Here is a 16,665-nt window from a genome sequence, read left to right as displayed (position 1 = left end):
AAGACTATATAAATGATTTTCTTTTTGTATTATAATGCTATAAATACTAAAAAAGGGTTGATTTGTATGGATGATTGCTTCATTTGTAATAAACACGCTGGCACTATCGAAACTTCTGGAATTATTATTTATGAAGATGAATATGTGTATGTTGGTCACATTGATAAAAGTGATAAGCCTAATTATTTAGGTCATATTATGATTGATTTAAAAAGACACGTACCGACCCTTGCCGAATTAAAAGTAGAGGAAGCAAAAGCATTCGGTACCATTATGGCTAGAGTTAGTAAAGCACTAAAAGATTCAGAAAACGCGGAACATATCTACTCACTTATTTCAGGTAATTCTGTTCCCCATCTTCATATGCACTTAGTTGCTCGTTATCCTAATACACCAAAAGAACATTGGGGTCCAATGGAAGTTTACGATTGGGAAGCTGCTCCGATGGGAGATAACGATGAAGTAATTAAACTTTGTAATCGTCTTAAAACATATTTAGAGGATAATCCATTTGAATAATAATATTAGAGATTTTAGTTGGATTGGAAGTCAAGAAACCTTTGTTGATAGAGAAAGCATCGTATGTTTAAATCATATAACTATAGGACGATATGGTGGGAATGCAAATGCAGGGCAATATAAAAATGAAGATGGATGTCTAATCTGGTTTAACGAAAAAGAGAATTGGGAGTTTGTAATCATTTTAGATGCACATAATACAGCCGAGAGTGCCGAAAAGGTCGTAGGATTGTTCGCAAACGAAAAGGACGCGATAAAGCATTTATTATCTTTAGACATAACTCAAAAAGCGTTTAAGAAACTAGAAGAAAAAATATTAAGTATGTTTCAATCTAGAGAATTCTTATCTACTTGCCATAATATACAAGGAGAAACCGCTTGTTTAATTGTTGTTAGAAAAGGTAAATATGTTTGGTGGTTTTCTGTTGGGGACTGCATTCTTTTTTTATTCCATCCAGAATTAGCTAAGCTAGGTCAATATCAAATAAATCAAAGGCAATTTTATGAATGGATAGGACAAGTTAATACATTTGAACAAGATGTACCTTGTTATACCGTGGGAGTAAAAGAGTTGAGAAAAGGAGAAAATCACTTATTTCTAACCACAGATGGTCTACTTGAGTGTCCTAATGAACCGTATGCAAACCCTAAAAAAATATATAATTCATTCGGCGATTCTAAGGAAGAGGAAAGTATAAAAGCAATATTTCAAAATATCCAAGAAAATAATGTGAGAGATAGCACTACCATAATTTCTTGGAAAGTAAATAACCTAAAGGAAGTTACGATACCGAGTAATCAGTAACTAAATTACCGATTACTATGCTAAATATGATGCGAAATACAATAAAAAAAGAGGCGCGAATTGCACCTCTTTTTTTATTGTTATTGTAAGTTCTCTCCCCATCAACCGAACCTGTTACTGAATTGGCTCTGTCTTTTTTTAATGAAGTTTTTTTAGTAAAAATTGGAACGAGGAGAACTTCATCAAAATATTGCAGGAATAAAAAAGATGCTTCCACAGTGTTATACACTGCGGAAGCATCCCTGATCGATTTAACAACAAAATTAAGGACACCAATTCATGTGCGAATTGTGTCCTTAATTATGCTGTTATTTAATATTTTCTCCCCACCAACCGAACCCGTTACCCATTCAGTCCTATCTTTCCATGTATTTCTAACCAAACCACTTAGGTTTTATTTCACTAAAGTATTTATGATTGTCTAAAAACGTGTACACTTTATTTGAAAATTTCTATAACATTTTATAATTCCTGCTAGCTCAAGTGAAGCTAGCATTATTTTTTTAACTATGTAAGCGTTTCAACTCATTTTATTTATAAATTTTTTTAGTTCGCAGTGAACCGCTGCTACGTCTACACTGTAAGCGGATACAGAATGTCAGAATTGACAGATAAATCACTTTTTTTCAAAAAAAGCGGTTGACCCCAGTGAAAAAGGAGAGTAAGATAGTCAGCAATATCAATTGCAGATCATACTAATAGCAAAAACGAAGATGGGGAATGGAAACAGTAAAGTCTTTACAGAGAACCGGTAATGCTGAGATCCGGTAAGAACCACTGTTGACTCTCACCCCTGAGTGCCTTTTTGAACCTAAGTAGAAAAGGCCGGGTTATCAATAATAACTCGTTAGCAAAATGACAAACTGTTGTCTTTGAGACGGTTTTTTTATTAATAAAAATCGTGAACAAGGGTGGTACCGTGAAAAGAAGTCTTTTCGCCCCTTCTGGTAAGAACTACTTGCCAAGGGAGTGAAAAGGCTTTTTTTAGTGTAAAGCAAGGGAGGGGAGGATGAAATAGGTGTATCTATAATTATTTAAAAATTGCTAATATTCGCTATAAAGAGGAGGAAATCATGGATGAGAACCATTAAACTATACGATACGACATTGCGAGATGGAGAACAAACAGCTGGGGTGAATTTGAATAGTACCGAAAAGCTAGAGATTGCTAAACAGCTAGAACGACTTGGTGTTGATGTGATTGAAGCTGGCTTTCCGGCAGCGTCACCGGGCGATTTAGAAGCGGTCAAACAAATAGCAGCCGAGATTAAGCAGAGTACGGTTACCGCGCTCGCTCGTTCGACGAAACACGATATTGATGCGGCATGGGAAGCATTGCAAGACACTCCCCACCCTCGCATCCACGTATTCCTAGCAACATCACCAATTCATATGACACATAAGTTGAAAAAGACGCCTGAAGAAGTTATTGCGTTAGCGGTCGAAGCAGTGCGGTATGCCAAACAAAAGTTTGAAACGGTGCAGTGGTCAGCGGAAGATGCCTGCCGCTCTGATTACCCCTTTTTAGCAAATATTATCGAACAAGTGATTGACGCTGGGGCAACAATTATTAATCTACCAGATACGGTTGGATACTATACACCACAGGAATACGGTCAGCTCTTTTCTTATATGAAGAAACACGTTCCGAATATGGATCAAGCAATGTTATCCGCTCATTGCCATGATGACTTAGGAATGGCTGTAGCAAATTCGCTTGCTGCGATTGAACATGGCGCCGATCAAGTGGAATGTACAATCAATGGCATTGGCGAACGCGCAGGCAATGCAGCGCTCGAAGAAATTGCTGTGGCACTAGCCATTCGTTCTGATTTTTACGGTTGTCAAACGCGTCTTCATTTAAAAGAAATAACGTACACGAGTAGGCTCGTCAGTCGTTTTACAGGAATTAATGTTCCACCGAATAAAGCGATTGTGGGAGGTAATGCCTTTGCGCATGAATCAGGCATTCATCAAGATGGTGTTTTAAAAGAAAAATCAACCTATGAAATTATTTCTCCTGAGCTTGTAGGTGTTGCTTCCAATGCGCTTGTGCTTGGCAAGCATTCCGGTCGTCACGCGTTTCGGGATAGTATCAAGCGCTTAGGGTTAGTTGTTGAAGATGCGGTTATTGATTCGTTGTTTCAGCAGTTTAAGAAACTAGCGGATACAAAAAAAGAGGTAACTGAAGAAGATTTGTTTGCGCTTTTCACAGATCAACATATGCAGCTTCCTTTTTCGATGTATAGCTTACGAAGTGTACAAGTCACCTATAGCAGTCACAACATTCCAACGGCAACGATCTCACTCGAAACGCCGGAAGGAACGATCGAAAATCATGCAGCGACTGGTTCGGGAAGTGTGGAAGCGATCTATCATACGTTAGATCAAATGATTTCATTGCCCGTGCAGTTAAAAGATTATCGTCTCCAGTCTATTGGTGCGGGTAGAGATGCTTTAGCGCAAGTGACAGTTCGTTTACAACACGAACAGGAGGAGATGAATGGAAGTGGTACAGCGCAAGACGTGCTACAAGCATCGGCGAAAGCGTATATTCATGCCTTAAATAAAGTCTTGTTACAGGAATCGTACCAGCGACAAAGGGTGCATGCGTAAGAGAATTCTATAATGGTTAGATGATGAAAAAGTTAACATTGTGAAGGGAGAGCGTTTTATGGAAAAAATGATTACTGTTTTACCTGGAGATGGGATTGGAAAAGAAGTGATGGAGGCAGCACGTGCAGTGTTACACGTCATTGAAAAACGTTTTGATCATGTGTTTACGATCATTGAAAAGGAGATTGGCGGCGCTGCGATTGATCGGACAGGAGAGCCGTTGCCAGCTGATACACTCGCTAGTTGCCAACAAAGTGATGCTATTTTGTTAGGAGCAGTTGGTGGACCGAAGTGGGAAGGAGGTGCGGTTACACCCGAACAAGGATTGTTAGCCATTCGCCACGCGCTAAAGGTATATGCTAACGTTCGTCCTGTTTCTGTTTTTAAAGATTTAACCGCACTCTCGCCGTTAAAAGAAGCACACGTAACGGGCGTTGATTTTATCATCGTACGAGAACTAACGGGCGGTTTGTATTTTGCGAAGCCGAAAGAGCGACGTTCAGAAGATGAAGCCGTCGATACGTTAGCTTATCATCGGCAAGAAATTACCCGCATTGTTACGAAAGCTTTTCAGTTAGCACGCAAGCGAAAGAAAAAGCTCACTTCGGTCGATAAAGCGAACGTACTTGAAACGAGTAAGCTATGGCGAGAAGAAGTGCGAGCTGTACATGCGGCATTTCCAGACGTAACGGTTGAGCATATGCTCGTTGATAATGCGGCCATGCAACTGATTCGAAAGCCCTCTCAGTTTGACGTCATCGTAACGGAAAATATGTTTGGTGATATTTTATCTGATGAGGCGTCGATGATTACAGGCTCGCTCGGCATGTTGCCGTCAGCTTCACTTAGTGAAAATGGTCCCGCATTGTACGAACCTGTGCACGGATCTGCGCCGGATCTTGCGGGCTCTAATTCGGCAAATCCATTTGGCATGGTGTTGTCGGTTGCGATGATGTTACGTCATTCGTTTCAATTAGAAGAAGAAGCAGCAGCAATTGAGCTAGCGGTTCAGGAAGTAGTGCGAACACATGTGGTTACTAGTGATATCGCTGCTAGTGAGCAACAAGCGGCTACCACGTCAGACGTTATTGAAGCGCTTGTCTCTTGTCTCGAAATAGAAGCAGCAACTGCAACTATTCATGAAGTGTATCAGTAAGGGGGAGAGAGTGATGGGAAAAAGTATTATCGATAAAATTTGGGAACAACATGAAGTAGTCAGTGAAGAGGGAAAACCAAGCTTGCTCTACATTGATTTGCACTTGTTGCATGAAGTGACTTCGCCGCAAGCATTTGAAGGTTTGCGACAAAAAAATAGAACCGTTCGTCGACCGGATCGTTGTTTTGCTACGATGGATCATAACGTACCAACATTGAATCGGTATGTGATCGAGGATTCGATCGCGAAAAAGCAAATGCAAACATTGGAAGCGAATTGTCAGGAATTTGGTATTCAATTAGAAGGATTACATTCTGATGACCAAGGGATCGTCCATGTCATTGGACCAGAGCTCGGACTAACGTTGCCTGGAAAAACGATTGTGTGTGGTGATAGTCACACATCAACACACGGGGCATTTGGAGCATTAGCATTTGGGATTGGAACGAGCGAAGTAGAGCATGTGTTAGCTACACAAACGTTGTGGCAGCAAAAGCCAAAGCAATTAAACGTGGTGATTGAGGGGGAGTTAGGCTATGGGGTCAGTGCAAAAGATGTCATTTTATCGCTCATTGCTCGCTATGGAACGAGCGTTGGCGCCGGGTATGTGATGGAATTTAGCGGCAGTGTCATTTCCTCCTTTTCAATGGAAGAACGGATGACCTTGTGTAATATGTCCATTGAGGCTGGTGCGAAAGCAGGTTTAATTTCTCCTGATGAAACGACGATTGCCTATTGTAAAGATCGAAAGTATGCTCCGATTTCAAACGCCTTTGATGAGGCAGCAAAACGTTGGTTAGCACTCGCTTCAGATGAGGATGCGGTGTACGACAAAACGATTACGCTTGCCGCAGAAACGATTGAACCGATGGTCACATGGGGGACGAATCCATCCATGGGCATTGGCATATCTCAAGTGCTACCGCGTCCGCATGAAGGAGCTGACAATGAACGAGAAGGGGTAAAAGCGGCCCTTTCATATATGGGGTTAACGGGAGGCGAATCGTTATGTGATGTTGACATTCAACACGTCTTTATCGGTTCTTGTACGAATGCACGCATGAGTGATTTGCGCAGTGCCGCCCGCATCGTTGCCGGTCACACGGTTCATAAGAACGTTCAGGCTATCGTCGTTCCAGGATCTCAAGCTGTGAAAAAGCAAGCGGAGGCAGAAGGGCTAGATGTCATTTTTAAGGAAGCTGGCTTTCAGTGGCGAGACTCAGGATGTTCCATGTGTCTTGGCATGAATCCTGATCTTGTCCCATCTGGTGAGCGCTGCGCCTCAACTTCGAATCGGAATTTTGAAGGACGGCAAGGTAAGGGAGCAAGAACCCATCTCGTATCACCGACGATGGCTGCAGCTGCAGCACTTGCTGGTAAATTTGTAGATGTACGAACAATGCTTAAGAAAGGAAGTGAAGTAGCTCATGACTGCTTTTAAAACATTTACAGGTGTAGCCGCCGTGCTAGATCGAAAGCATGTGGATACAGATCAAATTATTCCGAAACAGTTTTTAAAACGAGTGGAACGTACCGGTTTTGGACGCTATGCTTTTTTTGATTGGCGATACGATTCTGAGGGACATGCTAATGCATCATTTGAGTTAAACGCGCCAGAGGTGACGGATGCGGACATTTTAATTACCGGCGAAAACTTTGGGTGCGGCTCTTCTCGAGAGCATGCGCCGTGGGCGCTTGCTGATTATGGATTCAAAGTAATTATTGCGCCATCGTTTGCTGATATTTTCTACAATAATTCATTGAAAAATGGTTTGTTGCTCATCACCGTTTCCGAGCAGGAGCGGGACGTGCTGATGGTAAAAGCAAAAAAAGGAGAAAAGCTAACAGTCTCTCTTGATTCACAAACACTTACGTTTTCAGATGGTACGGCGTTTGCTTTTTCCTTCGATCCTTATTGGAAGGAGATGCTAGTGAACGGCTGGGATGAAATTTCACTTACAATGCACTATGAAAAAAACATTACGCAGCATGAATTAACGCATACCGTGTAGCGTTCGTTTATGGACGAGAAAACAGGGAATACTATAGAAGAAACGTGAACGAAGGTGAATAATCCGAATGAGGACGTTACCCCTCTTTCGGATTTCATGCTTGTTCACCGTAGTTTTCCTTGACATTTGTTGTGTTAAGGCGGTGAACCTGTTACACTGATGCTAATATAAATTGGAAGTGAACAAATCCTATGGACAATGAAAAAAAAGACAATGTTGTCATGTTTCCAAGACTTTCTGCTCGTCTTTTGGAAAAAGGCATGGATTCATTAAAGGCGAAACAATTTAAAGAGGCGCTAACGTGCTTTCTCCAATTGTTAGAGCAAGATCCAATGCATCCTCAGGGTAACCTTGGAGCGGTTCTAAGCTTAATTGAACTTGGACAGTTACAGGATGCGAGAGAACGAGCCGAGCAAATGCTGAATAAAGACATTGGTGATTACTTTGATGTGCTGCAAATTTATCTTTCTGTACTCATTCAACTGTCTGAATATGAGAAGGTTGTTTCGGTTGTAGAAGCGGTGTTAGAAGAACATCAGCTACCAGCAGCGCAAGCAGAATCTTTTTATCAGCTATTGCACTTCGGTCGAAAAATGTCGGAAGTCGATTCGGCATTCGATGGCTCAGAAGCAGAAGAAAAAGATGTAACACAGGAAATGGCAACACTTGAAAACATGCTTAAAAGCGACGAAATACATAATCAATGGATTGCGATTCAACAGCTAAGCTACATAGATGTTGATCTCGCACTTCCTATTTATCGACAATTTTTACAACGAGAGAACGGGCATCCTGGTATTAAGACGATGGTATTAAACCACCTCCTCTTTAAAGGGCAAAATGAAACATTTATCGTACATAAGTTTGGCAAGGATTTTACGATTTCCATTGGAGATCTATACGATGTATATGAACATGCTTTTAACGTCGCTGTAAAGAAGGAACTAGAGGAGCGTTTGTCGCAACAAAATCCAACGTTGCTTGAGTTTGCTTTAACCGTTTGGTGGGACTACATATTGGCCATTTATCCGCAAGAACCGATGCCGTTAGACGCCTATTTTTGGTCGCATGCAGTCGAGGCGGCCGCACAGCAATTAAGTGGCATGGAGCAGGAAATCCATAGTGAAGCTTCGGTTGATTTTCATCCAGAAGCGTTGCAGCAAGCCGTTCAGCAGTTACTTGATATTGAACGCTTAACATTTGGCACACAAGATTTTTTCAACAACTAATGGAGTATTCTCTCGGCTCATTGTTGAAAATCAAGCCTGTTATGATATAATGAAGTGGTTGTAACGAAAATAGTAAACTATTTTGTTGAAATATGTAATGTTGGAGGGAACTTTCAATGAGTGCAAAGTGGGAAAAGTTAGAAGGTAATCAAGGTGTCTTAACGGTAGAAGTTGAGGCGTCTGAAGTAGATACAGCGATTGATCAAGCATTTAAAAAGGTCGTTAAAAAAGTTAACGTTCCTGGATTCCGTAAAGGAAAAATTCCTCGTAAAATGTTTGAACAACGTTTTGGTATTGAATCTCTATATCAAGATGCGCTTGATATTATTCTTCCGAAAGCATACAGCAATGCTGTAGAAGAAACTGGAATTGAGCCAGTAGATCGTCCAGAAGTTGACATTGAGCAAATGGAACAAGGGACTACTCTCGTTTTCACAGCGAAAGTTGTTGTAAAACCAGAAGTAAAACTTGGTGACTATAAAGGACTAGAAGTAACGGCATTTGATGCGACTGTTACAGATGAAGATGTAGACAACGAGCTTAAAACACTTCAAGAACAACAAGCTGAGCTTGTCGTAAAAGAAGATGGCGAAATCACAGACGGCGACACAGCTGTTATTGACTTCGAAGGATTTGTTGACGGAGAAGCATTTGAAGGTGGAAAAGCGGATAACTACCCACTAGAAATCGGATCTGGTTCTTTCATTCCTGGTTTTGAAGAGCAGTTAATTGGCGAAAAAGCTGGCGTTGAAAAAGACGTTAACGTTAACTTCCCAGAAGAATACCATGCAGAAGAGCTTGCTGGTAAAGCTGCTGTATTCAAAGTGAAAGTTCACGAAATTAAATCAAAACAACTTCCTGAATTAAACGACGAGTTTGCAAAAGAAGCAGATGAAGAAGTAGATTCTTTAGACGCGCTAAAAGCAAAACTTCGTGGCAAGCTTGAAGAAAGCAAAAAGCACGAAGGCGAGCATCACACACGTGATACAGTCGTTGAAAAAGCAGTTGAAGCAGCAGAAGTAGACGTTCCTGAAGCAATGATTAACACTGAGCTTGACCGCATGGTTCAAGAGTTTGGTCAACGTCTTCAAATGCAAGGTATGAACCTTGATCTTTACTTCCAATTCTCAGGTACTGACGAAGAAGCACTTCGCTCACAAATGAAAGACGATGCAGCGACTCGTGTGAAAACTAACCTTGTACTTGAAGCAATCTCTGTAGCAGAGAACATTGAGCCTTCTGAAGAAGAAATTACAGAAGAGCTAAACAAAATGGCTGAAATGTACAACATGGACGTAGAACAAATTAAACAAATGCTTGCTATGCAAGGTGGAAGCGACGCAGTTGCTGCTGACCTTAAAGTAAGAAAAGCAATTGATCTTCTTGTAGAAAACAGCAAAACAGTTGCATAAATAAAGCATGTAGAAACAAGGCACGAACTACTCGTGCCTTGTTTTATATAATTATTTGTTTATGACATGCAGGAGATTTCGGTTTAATATGGAAAGGTTTTAATAGGTCTTTTTTCTCCTTTTTTACAAACAGCGGTGAGGTGTTTTTTAAAAAAAGGTTTTAAAAAAGAACGAAGGGTTATACTTATAGAACACACCAATTTTGCGAAATACATACTAACTTGGCAAGTGAAGCGTTTTTATTTCCGTTGGGCAAGGGTAATATGATACAATCCAATACATAACCTAATGGAAAAACAAGCAACAAGCGGACGGTTACATAGACGTTCGAAGTAACAAACCTATAATCAGTAGTTGATTGTCGGTTTCACCAATATAAGGTTTAGGGGTGATTTCATTGTTTAAATTCAATGACGAAAAAGGGCAACTTAAGTGTTCCTTTTGTGGAAAAACACAAGATCAAGTCCGTAAACTGGTAGCAGGACCAGGTGTATATATTTGTGACGAGTGTATCGAACTCTGCACCGAAATCGTAGAAGAAGAGCTTGGTACCGAAGAAGATGTTGAGCTAAAAGAAATTCCAAAACCAATGGAAATTCGTAAAATTCTTGATGAGTATGTAATCGGGCAAGATCAAGCGAAAAAGTCGCTTTCAGTAGCAGTCTACAACCATTACAAACGCATTAACTCTACGCAAAAATCCGATGAAGTGGAACTTGCAAAAAGTAACATTGCTATGATCGGACCGACGGGTAGCGGGAAAACATTATTGGCTCAAACGTTAGCAAGAATTTTGAACGTACCATTTGCCATCGCGGATGCTACGTCATTAACAGAAGCAGGATATGTTGGGGAAGATGTTGAAAACATTCTTCTTAAACTCATTCAGTCAGCTGACTATGATGTAGAAAAAGCAGAAAAAGGTATTATTTATATCGATGAGATTGATAAAATTGCTCGTAAATCTGAGAATCCATCTATTACGCGTGACGTATCTGGTGAAGGTGTGCAGCAAGCACTCTTGAAGATTCTTGAAGGAACGGTAGCAAGTGTACCACCACAGGGCGGACGTAAGCATCCGCATCAAGAGTTCATTCAAATTGACACAACAAATATTTTATTTATTTGCGGTGGAGCATTTGATGGAATTGAGCAGATTATTAAACGCCGTCTCGGTAAAAAGGTTATTGGCTTTAGTTCAGAATCAAAACAAGCGGAATTAAAAGCAGGCGAATATTTAGCAAAAGTATTGCCTGAAGATTTATTACGCTTCGGTTTAATTCCAGAATTCATTGGCCGTCTACCAGTAACAGCAAGCTTAACGCCACTTGATGAAGAAGCGCTTGTTGAAATTTTAACGAAGCCGAAAAACGCGCTCGTTAAACAATACAAGAAGTTCCTTGATTTAGATGGTGTGGAGCTAGACTTTACAGATGAAGCGTTACAAGAAATTGCAACGCAAGCGATCGAGCGTAAAACAGGAGCACGTGGTCTTCGATCCATTATTGAAGGCATGATGCTTGATGTGATGTTCGAATTGCCATCACGTGATGATGTTGCAAAATGTATCATTACGAAAGAAACGGTTTCTGATAAAGTACCACCTAAATTGGAGTTATCTGATGGTACGATTGTAGAACCGAAAAAAGAAACACCAAAAGAAAGTGCATAAGCTTTTCTACACAAAAGGAACTCACTATGTGGGTTCCTTTTTTTTACGTTTTGCTACTTTTACCGTTTAGGGCACTAGACACTCGGAGATACTAGAGTTAACTAGGAACCTATATGGGAGGAAGACATGAACTGGACTGGGATCGCATTACTTATACAGCTTTTCTTTGGCATCATCATTGGCCTTTACTTTTGGAATTTGCTTCGCTCGCAGCGGACGCAAAAGGTGAGCATCGATAAAGAGTCAAAAAAAGAAATGGATCAACTTCGAAAGATGAGAAGCATCGCTTTAACAGAACCATTGTCTGAAAGAGTTCGACCTGTTTCATTTTCTGATATCGTAGGACAACAAGATGGGATTCGTTCGCTACAGGCTGCTTTATGTGGACCAAATCCACAGCATGTAATCGTCTACGGACCGCCTGGTGTCGGTAAAACTGCAGCGGCACGACTTGTATTAGAAGAAGCGAAACGTAATGATAAATCACCGTTTCGTCCGTCCTCGGTGTTCGTAGAGCTTGATGCAACGACAGCACGCTTTGATGAACGCGGCATTGCTGACCCGTTAATCGGTTCGGTACATGACCCGATCTATCAAGGTGCGGGCGCCATGGGGCAAGCAGGTATTCCGCAACCGAAGCAAGGGGCCGTTACAAATGCCCATGGCGGTGTTTTATTTATTGATGAAATTGGAGAGCTTCATCCAATTCAAATGAATAAACTATTAAAAGTATTAGAGGATCGAAAAGTCTTTTTAGAAAGTGCCTATTATAATGAAGAAAACGTGAATATTCCAACGCATATTCATGATATCTTTCAAAATGGTTTACCGGCTGATTTCCGATTAATTGGAGCGACGACACGAACACCGGATGAGATTCCACCAGCGATTCGCTCGCGTTGTTTAGAAGTCTTTTTTAAAGATTTACAAGCACCAGAAGTGGAGCAGATTGCCCGTAAAGCAGCGGATAAAGTGAAAATGGCTGTGGATGATGAGACAGTAGCGGTGCTTGCAAAATACGCAAAAAATGGCCGTGAAGCCGTGAATATGATGCAAATTGCAGCGGGTCTTGCCATTACAGAAGAACGTGACTTTGTGAAAAAAGCAGACATGGAATGGGTCGTACATTCTAGTCACATGACACCACGTCCTGAAACGAAAATTGGCGAAAAATCAAAGCCGGGACTCGTCAATGGCTTAGCCGTGTACGGACCGAACAGTGGTGCATTATTAGAAATTGAAGCGATTGTCTCGCCAGCCAAAAAACAAGGCAGCATTACGATTACTGGTATTGTAGAAGAAGAATCGATCGGCAACAATGCAAAATCCATTCGACGTAAAAGTATGGCTAAAGGCTCTGTAGAAAATGTAATGACTGTGCTACGTTCGATGGGAGAAGATGCGTCACGCTTTGATATTCATGTTAACTTCCCAGGTGGCGGGCCAGTTGATGGTCCTTCAGCAGGAATTGCGATTGCAACGGCGATTTACTCTTCCATTCATGGGTTAGCCATCGATCGCGAAGTGGCAATGACCGGAGAATTGAGTGTGCACGGTGTCGTTAAGCCAGTCGGTGGCGTGATGGCGAAAGTACAGGCAGCGAAATTAGCGGGTGTAAAACGCGTTTTCATTCCAAAGGATAACGATCAACAAATGCTACATGACATAGAAGGCATTGAAATTATCCCCGTAACGAAGCTTTCGCAAGTGCTACAACAAGTCTTTTTACAACAAGATCACCAAGAAGATCAAGCCATTCCAGCTTCAACTTTTTTAAAGTCCCCTCCAAAATCTGTATAAGAGGGGGCTTTCTTTATCATCTATTAACTACGATTAGACAAATCGCCGCTTTATAGGTAGAATTGTACAAAGACTGAAGATTTTTTTCGGTTATTTTGGTGTTGGCAACGAGATGAAACAGTATGTTATGATCATGCGTTCTACGGGTTTTATCGAAAATGCCAAATGTGAAAAAAGGCGGCTGCTTCGTGTTGATTGCGATCAACGGATAGCAGTACTTGGAGGTGCTTTAAATGGAGAAACAAAAGACCCGTATTCTTCCCCTCCTTCCTCTTCGCGGCCTGCTGGTGTACCCGACGATGGTGCTCCACCTTGATGTGGGAAGGGAGAAATCTGTACAAGCGTTAGAACAGGTTATGCTCGATGATCAGCATATTTTTCTTTCTACTCAAAAGGAAGTAGCTGTAGAAGATCCAACAGGAGAGCAAATATATGAGATTGGTACCCTTTCAAAAGTCAATCAAATGCTAAAGCTTCCAAATGGGACGATTCGCGTTCTTGTCGAAGGCGTTCAGCGTGGAAAAATACTGCGTTATATTGATGGAGAAGAGTACTTAGCGGTTGAAATCGAATTGATTGAAGAAGAACAGCAGTCTGATATCGAAGCACAAGCATTGATGAGAACCGCGCTTCAACAATTTGAACAGTACATAAATCTTTCAAAGAAAGTCACGCCAGAGACGCTAGCATCGGTTCAGGATATTGAAGAACCTGGTCGTTTAGCGGATGTGATTGCTTCGCATTTATCATTAAAAATTAAAGAAAAACAAAAAGTTCTTGAAATTATTGATGTGAAAGATCGCCTGCATCATCTTATTTCGCTATTAAATAATGAAAAAGAAGTGTTAGGGCTAGAAAAGAAAATTGGTCAACGCGTCAAAAAAGCGATGGAACAAACGCAAAAAGAATATTATTTACGTGAACAAATGAAGGCGATCCAAAAAGAACTTGGCGACAAGGAAGGAAAAAGCGGCGAGGTTGCTACGCTTAAAGAGAAAATTGAAGGTAGTGATATGCCAGAGCATGTGCGTGAAATTGCTTTCAAAGAACTTGATCGCTACGAAAAGATGCCAGGCTCGTCAGCAGAAAGTTCCGTAATTCGCAATTATATTGAGTGGCTTATTAATTTACCTTGGACGACAGAAACAGAAGATCGTCTTGATTTAAATCATACAGAAACGATTTTAAATGAAGATCATTATGGGCTTGAGAAAGTGAAAGAACGCGTGTTAGAATACATTGCCGTTCAACAGTTAACTAAGTCTTTGAAAGGTCCAATTCTTTGTTTAGCAGGACCTCCAGGCGTTGGTAAGACATCACTTGCTCGTTCCGTTGCCCGGGCCATCGGTCGCAACTTTGTGCGCATTTCACTCGGTGGGGTTCGAGACGAGGCGGAAATTCGCGGTCACCGCCGCACGTATGTTGGTGCGATGCCAGGTCGACTTATTCAAGGTATGAAAAAAGCGGGTAGCATCAATCCTGTTTTCTTATTAGATGAAATCGATAAAATGGCCAATGATTTTCGTGGCGATCCATCGTCAGCGCTGTTAGAAGTCTTAGATCCTGAACAAAACAATACGTTTAGCGATCATTTTATCGAAGAGCCGTATGATTTATCAAAAGTAATGTTCATTACGACAGCGAACAATTTAGCAACGATTCCAGGGCCGCTCTTAGATCGCATGGAAATTATATCGATTGCGGGCTATACAGAGGTGGAAAAGGTGCATATCGCCAAAAATCATCTGCTGCCTAAACAATTAAAAGCACATGGTTTGAAGAAATCACAATTTCAAGTAAAAGACGAAGCCATTGTCACATTAGCTCGTCAATACACCCGTGAAGCAGGCGTTCGTAGCATGGAGCGACAGCTTGCTAGTCTATGCCGAAAAGGTGCCAAACAACTTGTAGCTGGCGAAAAGAAACGCGTGACGATTACTGCTAAGAATATTGAAGACTATTTAGGCAAGCCACGTTTCCGTTACGGACAAGCCGAAATGGAAGATCAAGTAGGGGCGGCTACAGGACTTGCGTATACGACAGCAGGTGGCGACACGTTATCGATTGAAGTATCAACAACGCCTGGAAAAGGAAAGTTAAGCTTAACTGGAAAACTGGGAGATGTGATGAAAGAATCTGCTCATGCGGCACTAAGTTACGTTCGCTCTCGTGCCAAAGAGTTTGGCATTGATCCGCAATTTTATGAAAAAACGGATATTCACATTCACGTTCCAGAAGGAGCAACGCCAAAAGACGGTCCTTCTGCTGGTATTACAATGGCAACCGCACTCGTATCGGCACTCTCAGGTAGAGCAGTTAGAAAAGATGTGGGGATGACTGGAGAAATTACCTTAAGAGGACGTGTGTTACCGATTGGTGGTTTGAAGGAAAAGAGCTTAAGTGCTCATCGTGCGGGGCTGCAGACGATTATTCTGCCAAAAGAAAATGAAAAAGATATAGAGGATATTCCGGAAAGTGTACGCAATGATTTAACATTTATTCCGGTCAACCATCTTGATGAAGTGCTGAAACATGCACTAGTAGGAGAGTAATAATCATGAAAGTAACAAAAGCTGATATCGTTATATCAGCGGTAAAGCCTGAACAGTATCCGGTCGATCAGTTGCCGGAAATCGGGCTCGCTGGTCGATCCAATGTAGGAAAATCATCGTTTATTAACAAGATGATTGCGCGGAAAAATCTCGCGCGTACGTCGTCTCGTCCTGGGAAAACGCAGACGTTAAACTTTTATATCATTAATGATCAATTGTATTTCGTAGACGTACCAGGATACGGTTTTGCGAAAGTATCTAAATCTGAGCGTGAAGCTTGGGGTAAAATGATTGAGCGTTACATTATGGAGCGTCCACAATTAAAAGCTGTTGTGTTGCTAGTAGATCTACGCCACGCACCATCTGTTGATGACGTGCTCATGTATGAATGGTTAAAGCATTATGAGATTCCAGTTATTATCGTGGCAACAAAATGTGATAAAATCCCTAAAGGTAAATGGCAAAAGCATTTAAAAGTCGTTAAAGAAACGTTGAAAAAGAAACCAGAAGATCCATTGTTGCTCTTTTCATCTGAAACCGGATATGGAAAAGATGCTGCGTGGGGTTCAATTATAGAACATATGAAAAGATAAATTTGGTACCGAGCGCTTGCTATGTTTAGCAGGGCTCGGTATCTTTTTGTTTCCGTTTAACATAGAAGTAACGTGATTCCGCGCAGCCGAGGTCCGTTTGCGCGCAGATCAGATAAATCGCCTCCAACAATGTAGGTAAGGAATGAAAAATAGAGCAAATGAAGAGATCCTCTCGTAAATGCGCTCAAAAATGAGAAGAAATAGCGTAAACGTTATTCAATAATTGCGAAAAGAGTGAGCGCACAAGAGATTCTGGTTTGCGCGCAGCAGATCGACCCGGCATGCAAGCAAGTCAATTC

General features: G+C 41.3%; 12 protein-coding genes and 1 other annotated feature. All 12 genes read left to right on the top strand.

The window, feature by feature from the left end; all coding sequences use genetic code 11:
• The first annotated feature begins 66 nt into the window (after window positions 1-66).
• Complete coding sequence (locus tag A374_RS11535) at window positions 67-519, top strand: HIT family protein (RefSeq protein WP_007202390.1); 453 nt, start codon at window positions 67-69, stop codon at window positions 517-519.
• A complete protein-coding gene (locus A374_RS11530; protein ID WP_007202389.1) occupies window positions 512-1,324 on the top strand; it encodes a PP2C family serine/threonine-protein phosphatase in 813 nt (270 codons plus the stop codon). Before A374_RS11535 ends, A374_RS11530 begins: the two co-directional genes overlap by 8 nt.
• A gap of 701 nt (window positions 1,325-2,025) precedes the next feature.
• Window positions 2,026-2,270: a binding site (T-box leader), on the top strand.
• Window positions 2,271-2,401: 131 nt separating this feature from the next.
• Window positions 2,402-3,940, top strand: coding sequence for a 2-isopropylmalate synthase (locus tag A374_RS11525; RefSeq protein ID WP_007202388.1), 1,539 nt, complete (start codon window positions 2,402-2,404; stop codon window positions 3,938-3,940).
• Window positions 3,941-3,998: 58 nt separating this feature from the next.
• Window positions 3,999-5,096 (top strand): 3-isopropylmalate dehydrogenase, encoded by a 1,098-nt coding sequence (gene leuB, locus A374_RS11520; protein WP_007202387.1) that lies wholly within the window; start codon window positions 3,999-4,001, stop codon window positions 5,094-5,096.
• 10 nt (window positions 5,097-5,106) lie between these two features.
• Window positions 5,107-6,537, top strand: a complete 1,431-nt coding sequence (gene leuC / locus A374_RS11515; RefSeq protein ID WP_156793211.1) for a 3-isopropylmalate dehydratase large subunit — start codon at window positions 5,107-5,109, stop codon at window positions 6,535-6,537.
• Window positions 6,524-7,108, top strand: a complete 585-nt coding sequence (leuD, locus tag A374_RS11510) for a 3-isopropylmalate dehydratase small subunit (RefSeq protein ID WP_007202385.1) — start codon at window positions 6,524-6,526, stop codon at window positions 7,106-7,108. The genes leuC and leuD overlap by 14 nt, the downstream gene beginning before the upstream one ends.
• A 191-nt stretch (window positions 7,109-7,299) precedes the next feature.
• Window positions 7,300-8,337, top strand: a complete 1,038-nt coding sequence (locus A374_RS19560; protein WP_007202384.1) for a hypothetical protein — start codon at window positions 7,300-7,302, stop codon at window positions 8,335-8,337.
• 116 nt (window positions 8,338-8,453) lie between these two features.
• On the top strand, window positions 8,454-9,749 hold the full coding sequence (gene tig / locus A374_RS11500; protein ID WP_007202383.1) for a trigger factor: 1,296 nt from the start codon (window positions 8,454-8,456) through the stop codon (window positions 9,747-9,749).
• 397 nt (window positions 9,750-10,146) lie between these two features.
• A complete protein-coding gene (gene clpX / locus A374_RS11495) occupies window positions 10,147-11,421 on the top strand; it encodes an ATP-dependent protease ATP-binding subunit ClpX (RefSeq protein WP_007202382.1) in 1,275 nt (424 codons plus the stop codon).
• 126 nt (window positions 11,422-11,547) lie between these two features.
• Window positions 11,548-13,221 carry an ATP-dependent protease LonB gene (gene lonB, locus A374_RS11490; protein ID WP_007202381.1) on the top strand — a complete coding sequence of 558 codons (1,674 nt, stop codon included), beginning with the start codon at window positions 11,548-11,550 and terminating at the stop codon, window positions 13,219-13,221.
• Window positions 13,222-13,454: 233 nt separating this feature from the next.
• A complete protein-coding gene (lon, locus tag A374_RS11485) occupies window positions 13,455-15,773 on the top strand; it encodes an endopeptidase La (protein ID WP_007202380.1) in 2,319 nt (772 codons plus the stop codon).
• 5 nt (window positions 15,774-15,778) lie between these two features.
• The gene (gene yihA, locus A374_RS11480; protein WP_007202379.1) at window positions 15,779-16,366 is read left to right on the top strand and encodes a ribosome biogenesis GTP-binding protein YihA/YsxC; all 588 of its coding nucleotides are present in this window, start codon (window positions 15,779-15,781) and stop codon (window positions 16,364-16,366) included.
• Window positions 16,367-16,665 lie beyond the last annotated feature (299 nt).

This window comes from Fictibacillus macauensis ZFHKF-1, from assembly GCF_000269865.1.
Taxonomy (GTDB): domain Bacteria; phylum Bacillota; class Bacilli; order Bacillales; family Fictibacillaceae; genus Fictibacillus_C; species Fictibacillus_C macauensis.
This window is presented reverse-complemented; position numbering and strand designations above follow the sequence as displayed.

Excerpts from the sequence above, each read along its gene's own strand:
- A374_RS19560 (WP_007202384.1), top strand. The coding sequence starts at position 7,300 with ATGGACAATGAAAAAAAAGACAATGTTGTCATGTTTCCAAGACTTTCT.
- A374_RS11525 (WP_007202388.1), top strand. The coding sequence starts at position 2,402 with ATGAGAACCATTAAACTATACGATACGACATTGCGAGATGGAGAACAA.
- leuD (WP_007202385.1), top strand. The coding sequence starts at position 6,524 with ATGACTGCTTTTAAAACATTTACAGGTGTAGCCGCCGTGCTAGATCGA.
- tig (WP_007202383.1), top strand. The coding sequence starts at position 8,454 with ATGAGTGCAAAGTGGGAAAAGTTAGAAGGTAATCAAGGTGTCTTAACG.
- lonB (WP_007202381.1), top strand. The coding sequence starts at position 11,548 with ATGAACTGGACTGGGATCGCATTACTTATACAGCTTTTCTTTGGCATC.
- A374_RS11535 (WP_007202390.1), top strand. The coding sequence starts at position 67 with ATGGATGATTGCTTCATTTGTAATAAACACGCTGGCACTATCGAAACT.
- yihA (WP_007202379.1), top strand. The coding sequence starts at position 15,779 with ATGAAAGTAACAAAAGCTGATATCGTTATATCAGCGGTAAAGCCTGAA.
- leuB (WP_007202387.1), top strand. The coding sequence starts at position 3,999 with ATGGAAAAAATGATTACTGTTTTACCTGGAGATGGGATTGGAAAAGAA.
- lon (WP_007202380.1), top strand. The coding sequence starts at position 13,455 with ATGGAGAAACAAAAGACCCGTATTCTTCCCCTCCTTCCTCTTCGCGGC.